We start from the raw sequence: 19,804 nt of genomic DNA on the forward strand, positions 1-19,804 counted from the left end.
AAAGTCGCTTGGTGTTAACAACATAATTTGTACTAGCTCAGACTTGATCTGACAGTTACCTCTCTTTTTAACCTTCTCTACCCCCAAAGATGCATTTCCCTTAGTAGTTTTTCTCTAGGGGAAATCGCAAACGTTCCGCATAGAAAAAAATTGATAATAATCTAGCGCTGAAACCTTCGTATCAGTATTGGATGCTAGCCTACTCTCCACTTCCCCTTCCATTCCGAAAAATTATTACTCTAAAAAATCATTACACTTCCCAAACTAAATACAACGAACACACGAATGACTCACCTTCATCATTTAAGCTTGCAATAAAATACAAAATGATGCTATTTTGTAATTGCAGTTTTCAATATGACTTTTTGGGAGAGTTAATTATGTTGGATAGAAATAAATTTCAAATAGAAAGAGAGCAGTTTTTAGAAGCTTTCTGCGAAAAGATCACGTCCATACTTGGATTAGAAATGAATGCCAAATTCAATGAAACACGATTTTACAGATTTACGGATATAGCGTTTGAACTAGCGAACTTTGGAACTATGGATAACTTTCTAGGGTTTAATGAATTCGATTTAGTGGCGTTCGTCGAAACGATGGAAACTATGTTGCCAACTGTCGCTAACAACATGAACATCGAGGAAGAGTACCCTACTCTCACTACGGCGGTTAGTTGCTTAGGGCTATATTCATCGCTCTACATTGTTGAGGACGAATACGTCGCGAACTACTGCGAAATCACCCACGAAGCCGTGGCTGCTGTTTTGGGTGTTAAGGTCAGCACGCTCAAAAACATGGTTTCTCTTAAATCGCTGGCAGCAATGAATAATCATGAACTACGTCAATACTTAGAGTCACAGGAGCGTTTCAAACCTTTTAAGCAGTACGATAGTGTGTCTCTTGACGCCCCATTGGATTTATCTAGCGTAAGAACCTGCAGTGCGCTCATTTATGCGATAGAGCAACGCGCTATCAAGTATAACCTCGTTGATACCTTGGAAACGGTTTATTCGAAAACAGGTGTTAATGCTGACTCTGATAGCAATATTAAGTTTATCGCTTTATTTTCCCTCTACGGTGACATTGCTCGCAAAATTGGAAGTTTTTTGGGGAAATTGAATCTTGATTTGCCGTCTCTTATTGTGGCAGTGGAGAACGTAGCGCATGAAATGAATTCGGCATTGGCTAATAGCTCTTCATTGGAAAACTACTTACGTCCCTCAGAACAGTCAGGGGATCGTGATACCCTTGAAGCCACTGCCAAACCAAACGTATTTCAAAAACCGAATATTTCTTTCACCGCTGATAATCTCGGCGACTACCTAAAAGTAGAATATGATTTTTCTACTCACCCTGATGACAGGAGCAAAAATAAGAAACTTTTTGCATTAAAAAAAGGCAGCCTGTCGATCGCCATCGAACGAACGAAAACACCGAGTATTTGGGTGACTCACAATATGGCAAAGCGACTCAATTCAAGCGACTTTGAAATAACTTGGTACGAATCTTCTGAAGATGGTGTTGGGAGGCATAGCGGTCTTCATACTTATAAAGAGTTTCATACCGCGGCTATTGCGAAAGTAAAAGTAAAATCATTTGATCATGCAGAACGCCTAATTAGCCAACTTCTGTAAAAAACATTGTTACATAAGGATTTTTCAATGCATTCATCAATAGCTAAGGCACAAGTCAAAGGCACGTTCAGAGTAGCAAATGATGTTCTCGACAAATACAACGCTGAAGCCGAAAAAAGAGTTGGCCAAAATAAACCCTTTTCCAGAAAAAGTATGACCGCTTACGTACAGAATATCTTTGATATGTATGGTGACCTATTGCTATTTCATAGAATAGATAAGCAAAACAGTAGCTGGCACTTCGACTCACTGAATCTTGCAATTAACCCTGACCACGCTGACTTTGGCGAGCTAGGAATATTGCACTGCATAATTTGCGAAAGAGTAATCACACGAAACATAAGAGTTAGAAGGCAGCCTTACCACCACTACTCATCAAAGTGCTATGTACATGAACACTTTTTACAACGGGTGCATCAACGTGCTTCGCCCCTACAAACACAAAACATTAAAAACATGTTGATGAGCATGGTTCTGTGGCTTGACAAGCATCACCGAACGTCCGATAGACAGACAGCCAAACTCTTTTTCGTTAGCGGAAAGCATGTTGTGGTCGCTACATATCATGCAAAGCTTGATGTTTATGTGTTTAACACCGTTCTCTCTAAAGAAATGTTTTCTTTTAAACAAGAGCAGGATTTCCAGCAAGCTTATGTGTTACTCAATCAAAGCGAAAATGATTTCGTGTGCATCAACGAAGCGGGGGAATTAATAGATGCCTTCAAAGCCAGAAACGAGTTATCTCTAGATGAAATATTGTCAAATACCAATTTCTTTAACCTAGACTAAGGACAGAATGATGTTACCCGAACACGGAAAAATAGAATGTAGAGTCTGTTACCAAGGTATAAAGGAAAAAGTATTTGAACCCGCATTGCACTGGCGCATGGTTAACAACCCTGGTGCTTGGGGTTCATCTAACCCGGAATATCTTGTTCTGGGCTTTTCTAAAGGATTTACGCAAGCAAACCTATTTGAACAGGAGCGGTTCGAGGATGTTGCTTTTGCGAAAATGAGAAACCGGTTAACGAAAGCACTGCACGTAGTTGATGTATTAGAGCATGACTGTTGTGTCGACAGCAAAATTGAAGATCCTCATTCGAATATTGCGTTTGGCTCGTTGATTCGCTGTAGCGTATCCAAAGCTGAAATCAAAAACGGATTGAATTGTGGCTATTCGTGCATTGGCCCTGTAATCAACAGAGCTTTTCAAGAAATACCACAGATCATCGAAAATTGTACTGATAGGTATTTGCGAGACCTACCCAAAAGTATTAGAGCAGTAATATTACTCGGTAACAGCGACGCGTACTTAAAATCAATCCGAACCGTATTAAAGCGGCTATTCAGCGATACGTTCAAGCAGATTAATGACGTCAGTATACAAGCTGATGGTTTTTTATGGGTTCACGTCTCTCATCCTTCAGGACTGAACGGACACTTTAACAAGTGGTTGACCAGTGAAAATAACAGTGGTATCAAGCGTAAACAAGCTATAGAAGGACTTAGTTATATAAGTAACAAAAAGGATTAACTAAACTACTCACTGGTGCTGCTGTAAAGTGCCAATAGCTGGCTTGCATTTTTTCTTGTTTGAGCGGCTGCTGTGAGCGTAAACCGGACCTTGGAGCTATTCATTTTTCACCCTAGTGAGCAGCAGATTTACATGAAAATTATCGACACACTGTAATTCCAATTCATAGCAAGGCCAACCAACGCTCCAGCAGTAAGATAAATCTCTTTCTCATTCTAGCATTTAGCCAATCCACTTCAAAAATGCCCTCAGGGCTGTTTTTGAAAGGCTTTGCAAGATACAGCTCATGGCGTTGATTTTTCTTATTCACTGACATAACAAGAGTGATAATGGTGAACCACTATAGCGGTTTATGTGAGAAGGTAACGGAAGAAATAAAAGAAAATCTATCTGACACTTTCCATAGTGCAATGACAATGTAATAAGTAGCCCTGCACAGCCACACCAACGTGGCTGCTTAAGAACTCACTCTTAGGCCGAAGCCATTTCATTCCATCTGTCAATGCAATTTGTTTTCCCTACCCTCTGTACAAGACGTTTTAGCACAACGAATTAAAAACCCATTGGTGAGCCCTTTGACTTTGCTAGGCATTAGAGGCTTTGAACCGCATTTACAATTTTCTATTGAATGAATATTCATGTGTACCTATTCCGAAATTATTCCCAAAACAGCGGGAACTACTATTGAAATTATAACGATTAAAGGAAAAGACAATATGGAAAATATGGCTAAGCCTGATTGATTCATTTTTCTGTTCTCAGGCACTTTGCTCTCGGAGACTTGTTTAGACTCTGATCTAACTGCTATGTTATGCGCAAAGTTTAAAATCGTAAAAAGCATAAATATCAATGCTACTAGGAATATAATCCCCCCTATAAAGTAACCGCACCAACCCCAATTCTCTAAAACATAAACAGAGCTTGATATTAGTAGGCCGTTAATAGTCAGATTACTGATATAATTCATTAACGTTTCGAAGTTAAGTCCTGTTGGCTCGCCAGATTCGATGAACGCGATGACTCTATCAGAGCGATCTTCATTGAAATGCTTTCGGGAAAAACGCTTCTAATTTTTTACCAAAAATATGTGGTAGCCACAAAAGTACAACTGGGATCACAAACAATAAATTTTCCGTTTTACTTTGACCAAAATACTGAAGGAAATAAAGAAAAACAGCAACGACAGCTGTTATTATTAGAAGAAATTTTATTTCCAATAGTTGAAACAGTGGTTGTTTATCATTTTCCATCAGTTAGCCCCTTTTTTATCAATCGTTAAAATTGTAATAATGCTCAGCTGGTCGCGTGGCAGGTTAACTGCCTATTACACGCTAGGGTAGAATCGCAACCATTTTATCCATAAAAAAAATTTTGGCTTTAATAGCTTATTCAACAAATCGTTTAGGCGTCTTACTCTTATATAATGCTTGGCTATTTCATCTAACAAAGACTCAGCCCCTCGGATCCAACGCATTCGTTGCTCTTGATCATTACTGTTAATCCAGTCAAAGATAGGTGAAGAATAAAGCATACGCGTTGTTTCCTGCACCTCAACTTCGGAGTTAAGGTACTCCGAAATGACTTTGGTATGCTCACGCTTTAATTTCCAGAGAGGATTATCATGGCTAGTGTTAGTTGAGGGCATCGAAGTATAAGTTATGACTGGAAAGTAAGCGACATCATTGCTGACCTCGTTGAGAGCCCGTTTTAAAAGATCGTCTATAAGAACGATTTCATGGGGTATTTCGTTTTTATAACCACCATCTTTTAGGGTTTTTAACCATGGCTTGTTCATATGACAATCGGGATATTTTAAAGCCAATTCATCTTGTGTTAATACATGGTGATAACGCTGCATGACGCTATCAATGTCAGCTTTAAAAAATTCAAGATAACTAAGCTTTACGCTTCGCAAGTTATGCACGTAGCGTATGAAAGGGATTAACATTGTACTGAAAATGAGGGCGGCAATCGTGACAAGCATACGCATTATTACAAGTGCGTCGTCTGGATCTACATTAAAGAGAGTACCGGGTTTATTAACAATGTTAACTGGGGTTGTGCTTACTGACTTTTTGGGCGGTATGGGTAGATTTTCTACTGACTGAGTGGGTTTGTTCGTGGCAACAGAGTTATTGTTAGGCGCTGTTGCCACGACATCTTGCTTAGGCTCGGCAATGGGTTCGCTCTGGGTTTGAGCAAGAGCGTTTGTCGAACTAAAAACAAGCGATAGTATTAGTAAACTTTTGGACCACTTTCTGTTGTTGCACGCATCTGAAATCTCCTTAAAGTTGCATTTTACAATACGTAGTATACAAAAAACTACTCTTTTCCTCAAATATGTCAAACGAAAGTCCTTTCTCTTGGATTTATACACACCACGAATGCATTTGGATTTATAACGTAAAATGCCATCTATAACCACCGTTATCAAACACATAACTAATATAGATAGAAAAAAAAGTACCCCTCTGAAATGTGCTGCGTTATAGAATACCTAACACAAAACCAGCCAAAACACCTACCGCTATTGCATTTTCCATCTGCCTAGTTTCATTAGTGGGTTGTGCAAAACCCGAAACGCAAACAGCTTCACCCTCGCCAGTCAAAGAATCACAAAAAGCCAACTTTTTAAAAACAGGGTTAAGTGAGCGCATTCGCATTGAAAGCCAAAAAGTTGATTATTGGTCTTTAGAACAACGACTGGCGAACTACAAAGCGCCTAGCGTGTCGGTAGCTTTCATGCGAAATTGGCAACTGGCTTGGACCATGGAAAGCGGCGTTAAAGACGTAACTACCGAGCGGGTTGTTGATGAAAAACAGTATTCCAAGCAGGCAGTATTTCAAAACCCGCATTTGCGACAGTACTGATGAAATACCGCCAAGATAACCCGATTAATTTAGATACCGACGTAAATAACTTGCTTACCAGCTGGCAATTGCCCGAACACGAATGGACGGGGCAAGAAGCGGTGTCGTTACGCCGACTATGAAGCCATACCGGGGTACCACAGTGCATGCCTTCCTTGGTTACGCAGCGGGTGAACAGCACCCACGTTGCGCGCATTGATTAAACTCAAGGTCTTTAGCGGCCCATTACCTCTTGTAAAATGCTAGCCCACCTCTCACTCATAGCGGCCGGTACATTAATAGTAAGATTATGAAAAATAGAAGCACTTCTCCTAATCAGCAGTAGAGCAATTGCTATCTTTTAAAGTGACAGTCTCGCCGCTTTCACTGAGCGTCCATTAATTACGTTAACTCAGATACTCTAATACCTTTGTTCATTATTCTGCATTTATCTGCGAGATTCTGCACAGTTGCCCACTACAACCGTTTTATATCCATTTGTTCGTTTATCCCGGACCGACCATCATTGACGCGCGCAGAAAGCAATTAATTCCTCAATTTTTACACTTAAGCTCAAGCTTTATGTTTGCATTGCCACATTTTTTTTAAAATTTACGTAAAACTTAACACACTGTTATGGAATTTAACTGAAAGGAGTAATTCCATGACATCTTATGAATCTAATAGTAAGCAAGTTGAAGTACAAGGCCAACTCTACGATAGCTTGTCCGCAGCAGCCAGAGCCTTCGGATTAAATAGCGACAAAGTGCTTGAACGCGTTCGCTGCGGATGGAACATTTATGAAGCACTTGAAATTGTTGAGCGAAAACTGCCAACGATGAACTATCAAAACCGTATCGAACAATTTGCTGCTCAAGAGGGAATAAAAGCGAGTAGCGTGGGAAAACGTCTATCTTTGAGGCGAAGACGTATTAGAGAGTGGCTTAACCTGCCGGGTCTCTCCCCTACCCGTCATAGCAATGCTTTAATTGTCACAGATTCAGAAGGGCGCACATTTACCAGCTTAAAAGAAGCTTCTGCCGAAAAAGGCATGCATCGCTCAACATTAAAAAGCGGGAGCTTAAAGCTTGTAAAAGTGAAGAAATATGCTTTTGAATCGGAAATGGCTATTTCCGCCGAATCCATTTTACTTTTGTGCGCTCATCCAAACTTGGGGTTAAAAGATAACTTATTTTATTCAAATGGCCACTTCATACTTTTAGATAATCAAGTGCGCCTTCATCTGTTTTTCAGAAATACTGGGGATAATGAATATATTGCATTTGCATCGATTGATGGCGTGACGTTATTCAGTGTTAAGTGCTCGGCAAATGGATACGGCATATCTACAAGCAGCACATTATTTCGCGATACCGCTCTCCTAAAACCTCACGAAAAATCGGCATTGCATTATTTAATTCGTGGTTGTATGAAGCAGAATAGTGAAATGTTCTTAAGTGACTTTGTTAAATACAAAATGCCATAAGAGAAAAACGCCATGGTTTTTAACGGCAAATAACAAAGGAGTGAAATCTAGATTTGGTCACGAGTGGTCACGAATTGTGACCACTCGTGACCATTCTGACAGTATTTATCTGTTTTTAAAGGAAAAAACGAAAATAAACACAAATCCTGAAAAAACTGCGTAAAACCGATTAGTTCAATACTGTCAATGAGTTAGGAATCTTAAATATTTTTAAAATGACGCTAGAAAAAATTCTTAGGGGAAAAATAGATGGTGCGACTACCCTGATTCGAACAGGGGACCTCTACCATGTCAAGGTAGCGCTCTAACCAACTGAGCTATAGTCGCAAATATACTTCGGCAGAACTGCCTGAAGGACGGCGCGTATCATAGCGATGCGCAGTGCGTCCTGCAAGCTTATTTTGTGTTTAAGGTGTGTGTTTGATTGATTTGCCACCATTTATTGAAAAAGTGAGCAATTTCACACCGAATTAAACGTTCTCACGCTGCATAAATGGCAACGGCTTGATTTTATCAACAATACTGCCATCACTCGCTATTTTCATAAAGTACTCCCCTAACCTATCGGTTTCCTGCAATACCGTTTGCCAGTACTTAATACGGGTAGTGGCATCGAGTTGCTCGAAGTCTTTTCGATCTGGAATTTTACCGTATGGCAGGCTTGCAACGAACTTGGCAGATGGCACTAGCATGACCACATTGTCGTAACTATTTTTATGTGCCACGCGGCGTTTTAAGCCCTTGTCGAACCAACCCGGAATGGGCTTAGGGTAAAAGTGTGGATATAACACTAAACCTTTGTCAGGGCCAAATTCTAGGTCAAAATGATAATCAACTATACCGCCATCGCGATACATAGCTTGCGGAGCCCCCGCAATATCTCTTATTCCTTCTAGCACAACGGGAATAGCACCGGAGGCAAGCAGTGCATTGTGGATATTTTCGTTATTTAATTCGTAATGTTCGGTGGGCAATTGGTACGGGTCTTTAATTGAAAATTCTGTATTTGGCGACGAAAAAATACAGCGTGTGTAATACCTACCTAAGTTCTTTCGCGTGACCGCGTTAGCGGCAGCACTCATCGCAAGGCCCGATAACTGCGAAAACTTATGCTCGCGCCGGGTAGCCCCTAAACATTTGGCCACAAAGATGTGTGCTTTGAATCGCTCGTTGGCCAACACCTCTTTTTTTCCTTCGCTATCCACCATTTCTTTTACTAACGCTTCCGCCTTGCGGGTTATTTCCGCAGGAGTAGGCTTATCGCTGTAAGTAGTGGTTGAATAAGACGTGGCTAGCCGATTTATGGCTGCAAGCGGGTCGTTTTGTACTGCACAAATAGCCCTAAATGCCCCCGCAGAAGACCCTATAACATGTATTTGATGTTCTACATTACTAAACCACTCAGGGAACAGTACTCTGTCTAAACCTGCAAGTGAAAACCATTTTGGACCGCCTGAAGCGCCGAGAAAATAACTAAATATTTCAGGGTGAAAGCCTTGCTGCTTAATGGTATTCATTGCCCCATTGCCGGCATAAATTTCTAGCGGTGCCACGTATTGACTCTACTTATCATGTATGCGCCTAATTTATCAGTAAAAGCCGTAAAATCAATGGGCCGTCCATCACCTTTATGAAACCACAACTATAAGCAGTGCATTTGATGTTGAAGTTTCCACCCGCGTAAACAAATCATCACACATCAATTTTTTATAAGGGCCCTATTCTAGCCACGCAATTGATTTACTTTTTATTAATATTTACGCTACGTAAATAGAAGCGTTTAGCATCAGCAGTATTTGAAAGGTGGGTATTGTGAGTCAACTAACTTATTTGTCGGGTTTTAATAATGAGCATGAAACTGAAGCCTTGCCTAATGCACTACCCAAAGGGCAATTTAGCCCGCAGAAAGTTAATTATAAACTTTACGCTGAGCAAGTCAGCACCAGTGCATTTACCGCGCCTCGGACTAAAAATAGACGCAGTTGGACTTATCGAATTCGGCCTTCTGTTGCTATGGGTGATTTTTCACCTTATAAAAACACACAGCTTCAAACTGGCCCTCAAACGCAATCGCCGTGCCCGCCAAATGTAATGCGTTGGGATCCTCTCCCCCTAATTGATGAGAGTAGCAACATAGACTTTATTGAAGGTTTAGTGACCATAGCCACGAACGGCGACGCTAATCAGCAAATCGGCATCGGCATTCACTGCTATAGTGCGAATTCGTCTATGGGGAATAAGGTATTTTACTCATCCGACGGTGAGATGCTGTTCGTTCCACAACATGGAAACATGGAAGTAAAAACTGAGTTTGGCAAATTACATCTATCTGCAGGTGAAATTATGGTGATCCCTCGTGGGGTTCGCTTTAGCGTTACTCCTATTGATGGCGCAATTCGAGGGTATATTTGTGAAAACTATGGGCAGTCATTTGTTTTATCTGAGCGAGGCCCCGCAGGCGCAAACGGGTTTGCCAATCAAAGAGACTTTTTGTACCCCACTGCATGGTTTGAGGATGTAGACACGCCCCATGTCATCATTAACAAATTTTGTGGCCATTTATACCAAGCCCCGCTTCCACATTCGCCTTTTGATGTCGTGGCGTGGGTAGGTAATTCAGCGCCTTACAAATATGATCTTAAAAATTTTAACGTAATTAATACCGTCAGTTTTGACCACCCCGACCCTTCCATATTTACGGTGCTAACCTCGCCTTCGGAACTTGAAGGCACTGCCAATGTAGATTTTGTCATTTTCCCCCCACGCTGGATGGTGGCTGAGAATACCTTCCGCCCGCCTTATTTTCATAGAAATGTGATGAGTGAATTTATGGGTTTAATTGAGGGGAGTTATGATTCTAAAGAAAAAGGCTTTGCGCCTGGTGGTATGAGTTTACATAATTGCTTTACCCCTCATGGCCCCGAAGCTTCTGTATTTGAAGCTGCCTCGAATACAGAATTAGCCCCACAGAAATACGAAAATACACTGGCGTTTATGTTTGAATCTCGCTTTCCTATTGCCCCAACTGAGTTTGCACTTAGTACTCCACTGCGCCAAACAGACTATATCGATTGTTGGAAAGGAATAACGAAGCATTTCGACGGTAAGATATAAGTACTATATAAAAATCATAATAGTAGGGAAATTCTTTGAATGTATGTATTTATGAACATTCCCTAGTTGACCATAAATAAAAATAAAACATTTAAATTCAGCTGGTTACACCGTTAAAAACCAGATTAAATTGCGTTTTCACACAGCTGAAAACTAAACGTTACACTTAATACGCTACAACGGCTCTCGTCGTGTTTTAACACTCTATTGCCCTTATATTTACCTCACCATTACAATCATCTCTTCTAATTACAATCGCCTTAGCGTGGGTTCAATATCAAAAACTAATTAACTAACGCAAAGGCAGTGACTTCAGTAAGCGAGAAAGAAAATGGCAGACGTATTTGAAAACCCAATTGGGTTAGATGGTTTTGAGTTTTTAGAATTTACCGCGCCTAAAAAGGGTTTATTGGAGCCTATGTTTGAAGCGATGGGTTTCACCCTTGTGGCCAAGCATAAATCAAAAGAGGTGGAGCTGTGGCGCCAAGGCGATATCAATCTTTTAAGTAACTATGAAAAAAATTGCCACGCTTCTTACTATGCCGAAGAACACGGCCCTTCAGCGTGTGGCATGGCCTTTCGCGTTAAAGACTCTCAGCACGCCTATTCTGAAGTGCTAAAGCGCGGCGCTCAACCTATGGACACCCACACGGGCCCAATGGAATTAAAACTGCCGGCTATCAGAGGTATCGGCGGTGCCATGCTTTATTTAATCGATCGCTATCAAGGCGAAAACACCATTTATGATATCGATTTCACATGGATTGAAGGGGTAGACAGACACCCTGAAGGTTGTGGCTTCCACACGCTGGATCACCTTACTCACAATGTGTATCGCGGCCGAATGAATCATTGGGCGAAATTCTACGAATCGTTGTTTAACTTTCGCGAAATTCGCTATTTTGACATTAAGGGTGAATACACGGGTTTACTATCTAAAGCCATGACCGCGCCTGATGGCAAAATTCGAATTCCACTTAATGAAGAAGCCGTGGGCGGTGGCGGTCAAATCGAAGAATTTTTAATGCAATACAACGGTGAAGGTATCCAGCATATTGCCTTTGCTTGTGACGACCTTATAAGCTGCTTAGATAAACTTAAAGCGAAGGGCATGAAGTTTATGACCCCACCTCCTGATACTTATTACGACATGTTAGAAGAGCGCTTACCCGGCCACGGTGAGCCTGTTGGAGAATTTAAACAACGAGGTATTTTGTTAGACGGCACCACGGAAGGCGAGTCTCCTCGTTTGCTACTGCAAATTTTCTCAGAAACCGTTTTTGGCCCAGTGTTTTTCGAGTTTATTCAGCGCAAAGAAGACGATGGATTTGGAGAAGGCAACTTTAAAGCGTTATTTGAATCGATTGAGCGGGATCAGGTAAATCGCGGCGTATTAAATAAATAGTCGCCCTAATCAATGCTTGCTCAAAAATTTTACACATAGTGGTGTTAGTGATGTCAGCCCCCTTAGCCTGAAGCTGACATCACCCTGTGTATTCCTAACCTTTCCTAATCTTTCCCCTCCTTTCCTCAGCGTGTACTTGCCGTGTTCTGGTAGTGCCCTTTTACTCTTCGCCTTGTTCATAAAGTGCACAACACGCCCCTGAAGGGTCTTTTATAATACAAAAGCGAGATTTACCATGATGGCGAATATCTCCTATTTGCTGCCCACCAGCGCTTTTAGAAGCGGCCAATGCTGAGTCTAATTCGGCTACCGTGAAATACGGCACCCACCCGCCAGGAATATTACTATTGCAGCCTCGCTTGTGACATATACCACCAGCAGGGCTACCATCTTCTTTCATCATCACATAATCGTTGTAGCCGCCCATATCGAAGGCTTCTTTTTTCCAGCCCATTACATTCACATAAAAATCAGCTAGGGCATCAGCGTCTTCAGTGGTGATATCCATCCATAAACTATCGCTCATATCATTCCCCTTTTGAGGTTTGGCATTATTAGGTCATCAAGCCAGTCTGTAACCTAGTATGTAAACCCAGTATTTAAATATAGTACTCTTTGATAATTGCACAGCCATTGATAAAAAACCACGTGGCGATCCGGTTTATTACGTTGGATAAAAGACAGCAGTGTCAAGACAAGAAATTGCAAAATAAGCAGAACAATTTTTAAATATGTATAGACAGAGGCTGTGGAAAATGCTTGTGAATAGGTAAATGTTATCCACTGACTATTGTTTGTACAGTTTATTTTATTGTTTAATTTCAAGACTTTAAACAAAAGCCCCAAACTACTCAACAAACTTATCCACAGATTAAGTGGATAACACGTAGCACTTAACCACAGATAGTGTTTTAATGTGGATACTTTGATTGAAACCTTTTTTTCCGGTTATTCATGCCAAAACAAACACTCTCAGTACTTCCCCAACCATTTACGATCCACAGCCTAGATGGCGACAGTGCAATTCCTGCAAATGTACTTCAAAGCCCGCTTTTTTTCTTGGGCAAAACAGAAGATGAATTGTCTATTGTTATCCCGTCGAATGTAGATGTAGATTCACTAGATTCTGACGAAGGCTGGCGAGCACTTGAACTGCTCGGCCCGCTGCATTTATCTATGGTAGGTATTATGGCGCAGATAGGCGCGGTGCTTGCCGCCGTGAAAGTCGCTATTTTTGTTGTATCGACATTCGAAACCGATTTTTTCCTTGTGAAAGATAATAAACTTGCTGATGCAACAAAGGCATTAAGAAATGCAGGTTATACGGTTCTTGAGGGCAAGTAGTGTTAATAGAAAAGCAACTGACATCGCCTCCTGAACAGTTTAAAAAAACCATTCCAATCGCATCACCGGTGTCAGGCCAATGTGTGTTACTGCAACACGTTAATGATGATCTAATCAATGTTGGAGCATGGGGGCCAGGTTTAGCGCTTACCACCGCTTCCAGTAAAGTGGTATCCCCATTTAATGCAACAGTAATGAAAATAGATCCCCTCGACTATTCAATTGAAATTAGATCTTCTTTTGGGCTTAAGTGTCGAATCAAATATGGCTTACACACCCAAATGCTGCACGGTGCGCAATTTTTAACTCAGTTAAGACAAGGCGAACAGATTAAAGCCGGTGCTATGTTATTTAGTGTTAATTCCGCGTGGCTAAAACAACAAGGCGTGGAAAATATTTGTATAATGACCTTATTAAATGCCAAAGCATTAATAGGCGTTCTACCAACGCATCAAAAATTTGTTGATGCGGGTAACGACACGCTGTTAACCCTTTATATTTAGGCAAGTTCGAACCCTTTTTGAAAATGTATAATAACGAGCTTATTATGCACTTACACTAACTTCACGCTGTAACGGAGTATCCTTTTGAGTACAACAATGTATGGCATCGCAAATTGCGACACGATCAAAAAAGCCAAAAAATGGCTTACTGAGAACAACATCGAATTTACTTTTCACGATTACAGAAAAGACGGTATAGACGCCAATTTTCTTGCCAACGCTGAAGCCAGTCTTGGTTATGAAGTGATGTTGAACAAACGTGGCACGACTTTTCGCCAACTCGATGACAGTGATAAAACAGATATCACCCGCGAAAAGGCACTCGCTTTGTTACTTGAACACCCTGCGATGGTGAAGCGCCCTATTTTAAACCATAACGGCACGTTTCACATTGGCTTTAAACCTGCGCAGTATGAGGAAATATTTTGTTAAACGATAACGTAATAGACATTGCTAAAAACTTAATGAATAGGCGTTCGGTTACCCCTGAAGATGAGGGTTGCCAAGAAGCCATGAAAGATTTTTTAGGTACCTTGGGGTTTAACAATGAAACTATGGTGTTTGACGATACCACCAACCTGTGGTCACGTCGTGGTAACGAAGGTCCTGTCTTTTGCTTTGCTGGTCACACCGATGTGGTTCCCAGTGGTCCAGAAAGCGCATGGAAAACCCCGCCTTTTACGGCTACTGAAGTAGACGGCTATTTACATGGCCGTGGTGCTGCCGACATGAAAGGCAGTTTGGCCGCAATGTTAGTCGCAACCCGTAAATTTGTAGCCGATTATCCTGATCACAAAGGTAGTATTGCGTATCTTATTACCAGTGACGAAGAAGGCCCGTTTATCAATGGCACTACTCGTGTTATCGATACCCTTGAAGCACGAAATGAAAAAATCACGTGGTGTGTGGTTGGCGAACCATCTTCGACCGATGAAGTGGGCGATATTGTTAAAAATGGCCGACGTGGTTCATTAACTGGCGATCTTACTGTTAAAGGTATTCAAGGCCATGTTGCTTATCCGCACTTAGCAAAAAATCCAGTGCATTGCGCCACACCTGCCTTAACAGAATTGGCTCAGTCTCATTGGGACAATGGCAACGAGTTTTTCCCGCCCACCAGCTTTCAAATTTCAAACATTAATGGCGGCACTGGTGCAGGTAATGTAATTCCTGGCGAGCTTCATGTGTGCTTTAACTTCCGGTTTTCAACCGAAGTGACAGATCAAGAACTCATTAAACGCGTTACGACCATTCTGGATAAGCACGAACTTGACTACGACATAAAGTGGACGTTTAACGGCCAGCCTTTTTTGACAGACTCAGGCCCGCTGCTTACTGCCACTGAAAAAGCAATTGCCGATGTACGTGGCACGCCTACCATTTTATCTACCGCTGGCGGCACATCTGATGGGCGATTTATTGCGCCGACTGGCGCACAAGTTATTGAGCTAGGGCCAGTAAATGCCACCATTCATAAAATAGATGAATGTGTAAAAATGAGTGATTTAGAGTTATTAAGCGACATGTACTACGGTATTTTGGTCAATCTACTCGCATGAAACCAGCTACCTGGTTAGGGCAAGACAATCCTCACCTTGTTGATGCAGGAAATGGACACTTCCTGCATGCCAACGTGCTACCCGCTTTTGTTAATATGCAACAAGCCGCCCGAGATGACGGTATAGATTTGTGCTTAGTAAGCAGCTTTCGTCACTTTGATAAACAGTGTGCTATTTGGAATAGAAAATGGCGTGGCGAAGCTGCGCTGTTGGATAGTGAGGGCACTGTATTAAACCCGAACAGTTTATCCAACGTAGAAAAACTACATGCAATACTGATGTGGTCAGCGTTACCTGGTGGCAGTCGACATCATTGGGGAAGTGACTTTGATGTTTATGACAAGCACGCCGTTGAACAATGGAGCGGTAAGTTTTCGTTAGTTGATAGCGAATATCGAAAAGGTGGGCCTTGTTTTTTGTTAGCTAATTGGCTTAAAGCGAATATGAGCACCTTTGGGTTCTTTCGCCCATTCAATGAAGATAAAGGCGGCGTAGCGTGTGAGCTTTGGCACCTAAGCCACCGGGCTGTTGCCACTGAGTTTGAACAAGCGCTTTCGCTGACGGAACTCACTACTGCCATCAAACACAGTAGCATTGACGGTAAAGCCGTTGTGCTGGAGCATATTGATGAAATTTACTATCGCTACGTGTTAAATCGTGGCGAGAGTTGGGATAGTGAAAGTTGGGCTAGATAAGCTTTCACAACTAAATAGCTTTAACGGAGACAGTGATGGATACGCTTTGGGTTGTCATTATTATCGTTATTGTATTGGGCGTGGTGGTTGGCAATATCACGCTGTTAAAATACAGCGCTAAATTTAAATTTCCAACACCGCTTAAAAAGAAAGACGATAAGCAAAAGAAGAATGGATTTGAAGATGAAGAGGACGACTGGTAAAACAGTCGCCCTGCTGGAAGGCTAACCACATCAAAGCTAATCACATTAAGACTAACCAGATTCAAACTGCTAACATCTGGGTTTAAGCTGGCATTGAATCAGGTTCTTTGTCCGAATTAGCCTACCTACTACATGTTAAAGTGGCGATGTTTTTACTGCAGTTCCGCTAATACTCACCATCAACATACTGCCTTTGTCACCGATAACTTGGTAATCAAGATCTATTCCCACAACTGCGTTAGCACCCATGCTGCGAGCCTCATGCTCAAGTTCTGTAAACGCTAGCTTTCTTGCTCGCGTTAATTCTTCTTCATATGAACCAGAACGGCCACCTACAATGTCACGTATAGAGGCAAATAAATCTTTTACTATGTTAGCGCCCATCACGGCTTCGCCAACCACAATGCCATAGTAGGCTTCAATTTTTTGGCCTTCCAGAGTAGGCGTAGTTGAAATTATCATGGGTTGCTCCTTGCTGAGTTGTTTTAAAAATTGGGTTTTATTTTGGTCTTATAGTAGACCATAAGTTATTCACAGAAGTGTTAGCCACCTAGCACACGGTTAACCAAGCCTATTAAGAAAATGCCTTTTTCAGCACATCTACCAATGCAGCGGCTTTATCTTCAGGGTAAGCCACAACGGCTTGCGCGCCCCAAATTGGTTTTGGCCATGCGATATCACTTTTATACCGTGCAACATGATGAATGTGCAACTGACTGACCACATTACCCAGTGCTGCGACGTTTAATTTATCGGGTGAAAATTGCGATTGCAGTAAACGGCTCACCTGTGCCGACTCACTTAAAAACTGTTGCTGTTGGGCGTCTGACAATTCAATGATTTCAGTTACCCCATCTACACGAGGCACTAATATTAACCATGGAAACTGGCTATCATTCATTAGTAATACCCTACAAAGGGGTAAATCGTGAATGAAGAACGTATCAGCCTCTAGCCTTGCATCTAACTTAAACACTAAGTTTCTCCAGCTTTGTTGGGACTACCGTTAATAAAGCACGTTGCCCTATTGCCACATTAGCATTAGGGAACACTATCGCTTCTCCGTCTTGCTGTGCAGTGTAGGTAGCGCCGGTTTCGGTCGCCAATACCGTGCCTTTAGCATAATCGGTAAAATTAGGCGTGTCGTCATCGAAATGCAACGTAAAATCGTTTTGATGGCGATTGATAACTTGATTCACCCGATAAATATCTAGCGAGTCTATATCAACGTCAGGTCTGAAATCATCTTCACAAATTAATGCAGTAATTGATTGTTTTGCTGCTTCGAAACGGCTCATGTCGTTTTGACCAAATGGCTGCACTTTGCCCAATTCGACGGTAAAGGCATGCGCTTGATGCTGCACAGAAGACGAGTAACTAAACGTTGTGGTTTCTGATTCAGATAACAAAATGGTTTGAATACCACACGCAGCTAAAAATCCAAGCTGGCTTTTGCTATGCGCTTTACCATGCAAATACGGGTAGACCGCAAACTTTTCATTTTTAGACTCACGAATAGCCGTATGTAGGTCGTAGTGATACTTCTCATCACCAGAAGCTGCCACAGAGAAGAAATCGGTTATTGCCTCTTCTAGCGCTTTAGCACGTTTGCGCTCACTGTTGTTACATCCTTCCCCTTTCGAATGGGCGCCATTAAACAACCGATTCATGTTTTCTTCTACAAACCTTTCAGCAATATCCATTGCGGGTAAGTTACCAAATAGAAAAAGTACACGATGGCTAAGCTCAAGCTTGTTAGTAAGAATATGCTGTACCAGCTCGTCGCATATTTCGATGGGGGCCGTTTCATTTCCATGAACGCCGCTAGATAACACAACATGCTTATTGATAGACGTTTTCGCCGTTGGCGTGAAAGCAATAATACCGGGAGCGGCGATAGCAACGTCAGTACCATTGCCTAACGTAAATTGAATAGAGGAGGTAAATAACTCAGGTTGAGTTCTAGACAAAGAAAGAAAATTTCCTTGCTCGATAAGTTGTTGCATACATAAACCAAAAGTAGCTTGAATAACACTAGTTTAGCGACTCAGCCAAGCGAATGCACGTATTGCCCCTTCGTAACCGAGGGATTTTATTTAGGCACGTAAAGGAGAGTTACCGACAATGATTTCTTGCTGCGCTAGACTAATAAAGTCATTCAGCGGAATGGCTTTTGAAAACAAATACCCCTGCCCTATCGTTACACCCACCTCTCGGAGTATGTGCAGTTGAGCGATGGTTTCTACGCCCTCGGCAATGACATCACAGTTTTTCGCTTTACCGATAATTTTTGCAGCTTCGATAATGGCACGATTAACAGGATGTTTCGCTAATTCTATAACAAAGGTTTTATCTATTTTAAGCGCGCTTAAATCAAGATCTCGAATGTATGCAAGGTTTGAGTAACCTTTCCCAAAGTCATCTACCGAAATGGCGACCCCTAGGGCGCGAAGCTCATCAAGCTGCTTTTTCACCATCAGTGAATTAGACAAGGCTACATCTTCAGTCAGCTCTAACTCTATACGAGTAAGCGGCATGGCGTAGGTCTTACTAAGCATCTTCAAGGAAGGGATAAGATGATTATCATACAACTGAGTAGGCGATATGTTGACAGACAAGGTCAGCGACAAACGGTGAAAATCAAAATCAACTAAACTTCTAAACGCTTGCTCTAACGTCCAATAGCCCAACTCATTCATCATGTTATAGGATTCTGCCGCTTCAATAAGCGGGCCTGGGAACAGTACGCCATCTAACGGATGATTCCAGCGAAGTAAGCACTCAGCCCCAATCACTTCAAGGGTTTGAAGGTTAACTTTAGGTTGATAATAAAGCTCTAATTCATTTTGCGATAACGCACGTTTTAAATCAGCTTTTAATGCAAGGCTACGACCCGTATCGGTCTTATCTTGCATATTATACAGGCAAAAGTTTTCGTACTTATTTTCTTTTGCTTGCTTTAGTGCCGCTTCTCCACGAGACACAAATGCCGTAATTTCAAAGGCCTGACCCTCTGATGTCACTACACCTACATTAAAATCGGCGATGAATGCATGGCCATCGTGATGCATGGGTGTTTTGAAATGCTCAACAAGCCGTTCGAACATGTCTCGCATTTGGCCTGAACTTCGCGTACCGAGAAACGCAATACCAAATACATCACCACTTATTCTGCCAAGGCGAATATCACCACCAAACAAAGATTGGATGCGGTTAGCAATTTCTAGCAGAAACCTGTCACCAATATTAATCCCTAAACTGGTGGTTACGTCTGAGAAACGGACTACATCCACTAGCATTAGTGATAATGATGGATGCAATACACCACACTTCGAGACTGTGTCGATAAACGCAAATCGATTGGGAAGTGTAGCCAGCGAATTATGATGTTGGCTCATGACGGTTTCCTTGCACTAAACGGCGGCTAGGTGCTTAAAATAAGCAGACGGTAGTTCAACACGACTTAATACTAAGCGC

22 protein-coding genes and 1 tRNA gene are annotated in these 19,804 nt (G+C 41.8%); 14 read left to right on the forward strand and 9 right to left on the reverse strand.

Annotated features, from left to right (window positions below; translation table 11 throughout):
- The first annotated feature begins 380 nt into the window (after positions 1-380).
- From C7Y69_RS19290 to C7Y69_RS19300, 3 genes are read left to right on the forward strand one after another with little or no spacing between them, the layout of a single operon-like run.
- The gene (locus C7Y69_RS19290; protein WP_013784630.1) at positions 381-1,634 is read left to right on the forward strand and encodes a hypothetical protein; all 1,254 of its coding nucleotides are present in this window, start codon (positions 381-383) and stop codon (positions 1,632-1,634) included.
- A gap of 27 nt (positions 1,635-1,661) precedes the next feature.
- The gene (locus C7Y69_RS19295; RefSeq protein WP_013784631.1) at positions 1,662-2,423 is read left to right on the forward strand and encodes a hypothetical protein; all 762 of its coding nucleotides are present in this window, start codon (positions 1,662-1,664) and stop codon (positions 2,421-2,423) included.
- A gap of 7 nt (positions 2,424-2,430) precedes the next feature.
- Complete coding sequence (locus tag C7Y69_RS19300; protein ID WP_126873868.1) at positions 2,431-3,168, forward strand: hypothetical protein; 738 nt, start codon at positions 2,431-2,433, stop codon at positions 3,166-3,168.
- A gap of 1,037 nt (positions 3,169-4,205) precedes the next feature.
- On the opposite strand, the gene C7Y69_RS19305 is transcribed toward C7Y69_RS19300, so the two are convergent.
- Complete coding sequence (locus C7Y69_RS19305) at positions 4,206-4,418, reverse strand: hypothetical protein (RefSeq protein WP_126873869.1); 213 nt, start codon at positions 4,416-4,418, stop codon at positions 4,206-4,208.
- A 74-nt stretch (positions 4,419-4,492) separates the two neighbouring features.
- A complete protein-coding gene (locus C7Y69_RS19310; RefSeq protein ID WP_013784634.1) occupies positions 4,493-5,515 on the reverse strand; it encodes a hypothetical protein in 1,023 nt (340 codons plus the stop codon).
- Positions 5,516-5,646: 131 nt separating this feature from the next.
- On the opposite strand from C7Y69_RS19310, the gene C7Y69_RS19315 reads away from it, so the two are divergent.
- The 3 genes from C7Y69_RS19315 (at position 5,647) to C7Y69_RS19320 (ending at position 7,504) form a co-directional block, all read left to right on the forward strand.
- The gene (locus C7Y69_RS19315; RefSeq protein ID WP_013784635.1) at positions 5,647-6,039 is read left to right on the forward strand and encodes a hypothetical protein; all 393 of its coding nucleotides are present in this window, start codon (positions 5,647-5,649) and stop codon (positions 6,037-6,039) included.
- Positions 6,039-6,161: a hypothetical protein gene (locus C7Y69_RS21995; RefSeq protein WP_013784636.1), complete on the forward strand. Its 123-nt coding sequence runs from the start codon at positions 6,039-6,041 to the stop codon at positions 6,159-6,161. The genes C7Y69_RS19315 and C7Y69_RS21995 overlap by 1 nt, the downstream gene beginning before the upstream one ends.
- Before the next feature lie 521 nt (positions 6,162-6,682).
- Positions 6,683-7,504, forward strand: a complete 822-nt coding sequence (locus C7Y69_RS19320; RefSeq protein ID WP_126873871.1) for a hypothetical protein — start codon at positions 6,683-6,685, stop codon at positions 7,502-7,504.
- A 250-nt stretch (positions 7,505-7,754) separates the two neighbouring features.
- Here the strand turns inward: C7Y69_RS19320 and C7Y69_RS19325 are convergent.
- Both C7Y69_RS19325 and C7Y69_RS19330 read right to left on the reverse strand, forming a co-directional pair.
- Positions 7,755-7,831: transfer RNA gene (locus tag C7Y69_RS19325), tRNA-Val, on the reverse strand.
- A gap of 143 nt (positions 7,832-7,974) precedes the next feature.
- Positions 7,975-9,057 carry a hypothetical protein gene (locus C7Y69_RS19330; RefSeq protein WP_013784653.1) on the reverse strand — a complete coding sequence of 361 codons (1,083 nt, stop codon included), beginning with the start codon at positions 9,055-9,057 and terminating at the stop codon, positions 7,975-7,977.
- Between the two features lie 259 nt (positions 9,058-9,316).
- On the opposite strand from C7Y69_RS19330, the gene hmgA reads away from it, so the two are divergent.
- Complete coding sequence (gene hmgA / locus C7Y69_RS19335; RefSeq protein WP_185864205.1) at positions 9,317-10,618, forward strand: homogentisate 1,2-dioxygenase; 1,302 nt, start codon at positions 9,317-9,319, stop codon at positions 10,616-10,618.
- A 331-nt stretch (positions 10,619-10,949) separates the two neighbouring features.
- The gene (gene hppD, locus C7Y69_RS19340; RefSeq protein WP_013784655.1) at positions 10,950-12,023 is read left to right on the forward strand and encodes a 4-hydroxyphenylpyruvate dioxygenase; all 1,074 of its coding nucleotides are present in this window, start codon (positions 10,950-10,952) and stop codon (positions 12,021-12,023) included.
- A 160-nt stretch (positions 12,024-12,183) separates the two neighbouring features.
- On the opposite strand, the gene C7Y69_RS19345 is transcribed toward hppD, so the two are convergent.
- Complete coding sequence (locus C7Y69_RS19345; RefSeq protein WP_013784656.1) at positions 12,184-12,549, reverse strand: VOC family protein; 366 nt, start codon at positions 12,547-12,549, stop codon at positions 12,184-12,186.
- Positions 12,550-12,977: 428 nt separating this feature from the next.
- On the opposite strand from C7Y69_RS19345, the gene C7Y69_RS19350 reads away from it, so the two are divergent.
- The 6 genes from C7Y69_RS19350 to C7Y69_RS19375 all read left to right on the forward strand — a co-directional run bounded on the left by C7Y69_RS19350 (position 12,978) and on the right by C7Y69_RS19375 (position 16,327).
- Positions 12,978-13,367, forward strand: a complete 390-nt coding sequence (locus C7Y69_RS19350) for an ACT domain-containing protein (RefSeq protein ID WP_126873873.1) — start codon at positions 12,978-12,980, stop codon at positions 13,365-13,367.
- Complete coding sequence (locus C7Y69_RS19355) at positions 13,367-13,870, forward strand: PTS glucose transporter subunit IIA (protein WP_260563872.1); 504 nt, start codon at positions 13,367-13,369, stop codon at positions 13,868-13,870. Before C7Y69_RS19350 ends, C7Y69_RS19355 begins: the two co-directional genes overlap by 1 nt.
- Positions 13,871-13,966: 96 nt before the next feature.
- Positions 13,967-14,302, forward strand: coding sequence for an ArsC family reductase (locus tag C7Y69_RS19360; RefSeq protein WP_126873987.1), 336 nt, complete (start codon positions 13,967-13,969; stop codon positions 14,300-14,302).
- Positions 14,296-15,429, forward strand: coding sequence for a succinyl-diaminopimelate desuccinylase (dapE, locus tag C7Y69_RS19365; RefSeq protein ID WP_126873874.1), 1,134 nt, complete (start codon positions 14,296-14,298; stop codon positions 15,427-15,429). Before C7Y69_RS19360 ends, dapE begins: the two co-directional genes overlap by 7 nt.
- Positions 15,426-16,124, forward strand: a complete 699-nt coding sequence (locus tag C7Y69_RS19370) for a M15 family metallopeptidase (RefSeq protein ID WP_126873875.1) — start codon at positions 15,426-15,428, stop codon at positions 16,122-16,124. Before dapE ends, C7Y69_RS19370 begins: the two co-directional genes overlap by 4 nt.
- Before the next feature lie 35 nt (positions 16,125-16,159).
- On the forward strand, positions 16,160-16,327 hold the full coding sequence (locus tag C7Y69_RS19375; protein ID WP_013784662.1) for a DUF2897 family protein: 168 nt from the start codon (positions 16,160-16,162) through the stop codon (positions 16,325-16,327).
- A gap of 135 nt (positions 16,328-16,462) precedes the next feature.
- Here C7Y69_RS19375 and C7Y69_RS19380 read toward each other — a convergent pair whose 3' ends face one another.
- The 4 genes from C7Y69_RS19380 to C7Y69_RS19395 form a co-directional block, all read right to left on the reverse strand.
- Positions 16,463-16,789 carry a heavy metal-binding domain-containing protein gene (locus tag C7Y69_RS19380; RefSeq protein WP_013784663.1) on the reverse strand — a complete coding sequence of 109 codons (327 nt, stop codon included), beginning with the start codon at positions 16,787-16,789 and terminating at the stop codon, positions 16,463-16,465.
- 112 nt (positions 16,790-16,901) lie between these two features.
- Positions 16,902-17,303 carry an HIT domain-containing protein gene (locus C7Y69_RS19385; protein ID WP_126873876.1) on the reverse strand — a complete coding sequence of 134 codons (402 nt, stop codon included), beginning with the start codon at positions 17,301-17,303 and terminating at the stop codon, positions 16,902-16,904.
- On the reverse strand, positions 17,296-18,333 hold the full coding sequence (astE, locus tag C7Y69_RS19390) for a succinylglutamate desuccinylase (RefSeq protein WP_126873877.1): 1,038 nt from the start codon (positions 18,331-18,333) through the stop codon (positions 17,296-17,298). Before astE ends, C7Y69_RS19385 begins: the two co-directional genes overlap by 8 nt.
- Positions 18,334-18,423: 90 nt before the next feature.
- A complete protein-coding gene (locus tag C7Y69_RS19395; RefSeq protein ID WP_126873878.1) occupies positions 18,424-19,725 on the reverse strand; it encodes a putative bifunctional diguanylate cyclase/phosphodiesterase in 1,302 nt (433 codons plus the stop codon).
- Between the last annotated feature and the right edge of the window lie 79 nt (positions 19,726-19,804).

The organism is Alteromonas sp. KS69, from assembly GCF_003989595.1.
GTDB lineage: Bacteria > Pseudomonadota > Gammaproteobacteria > Enterobacterales > Alteromonadaceae > Alteromonas > Alteromonas naphthalenivorans.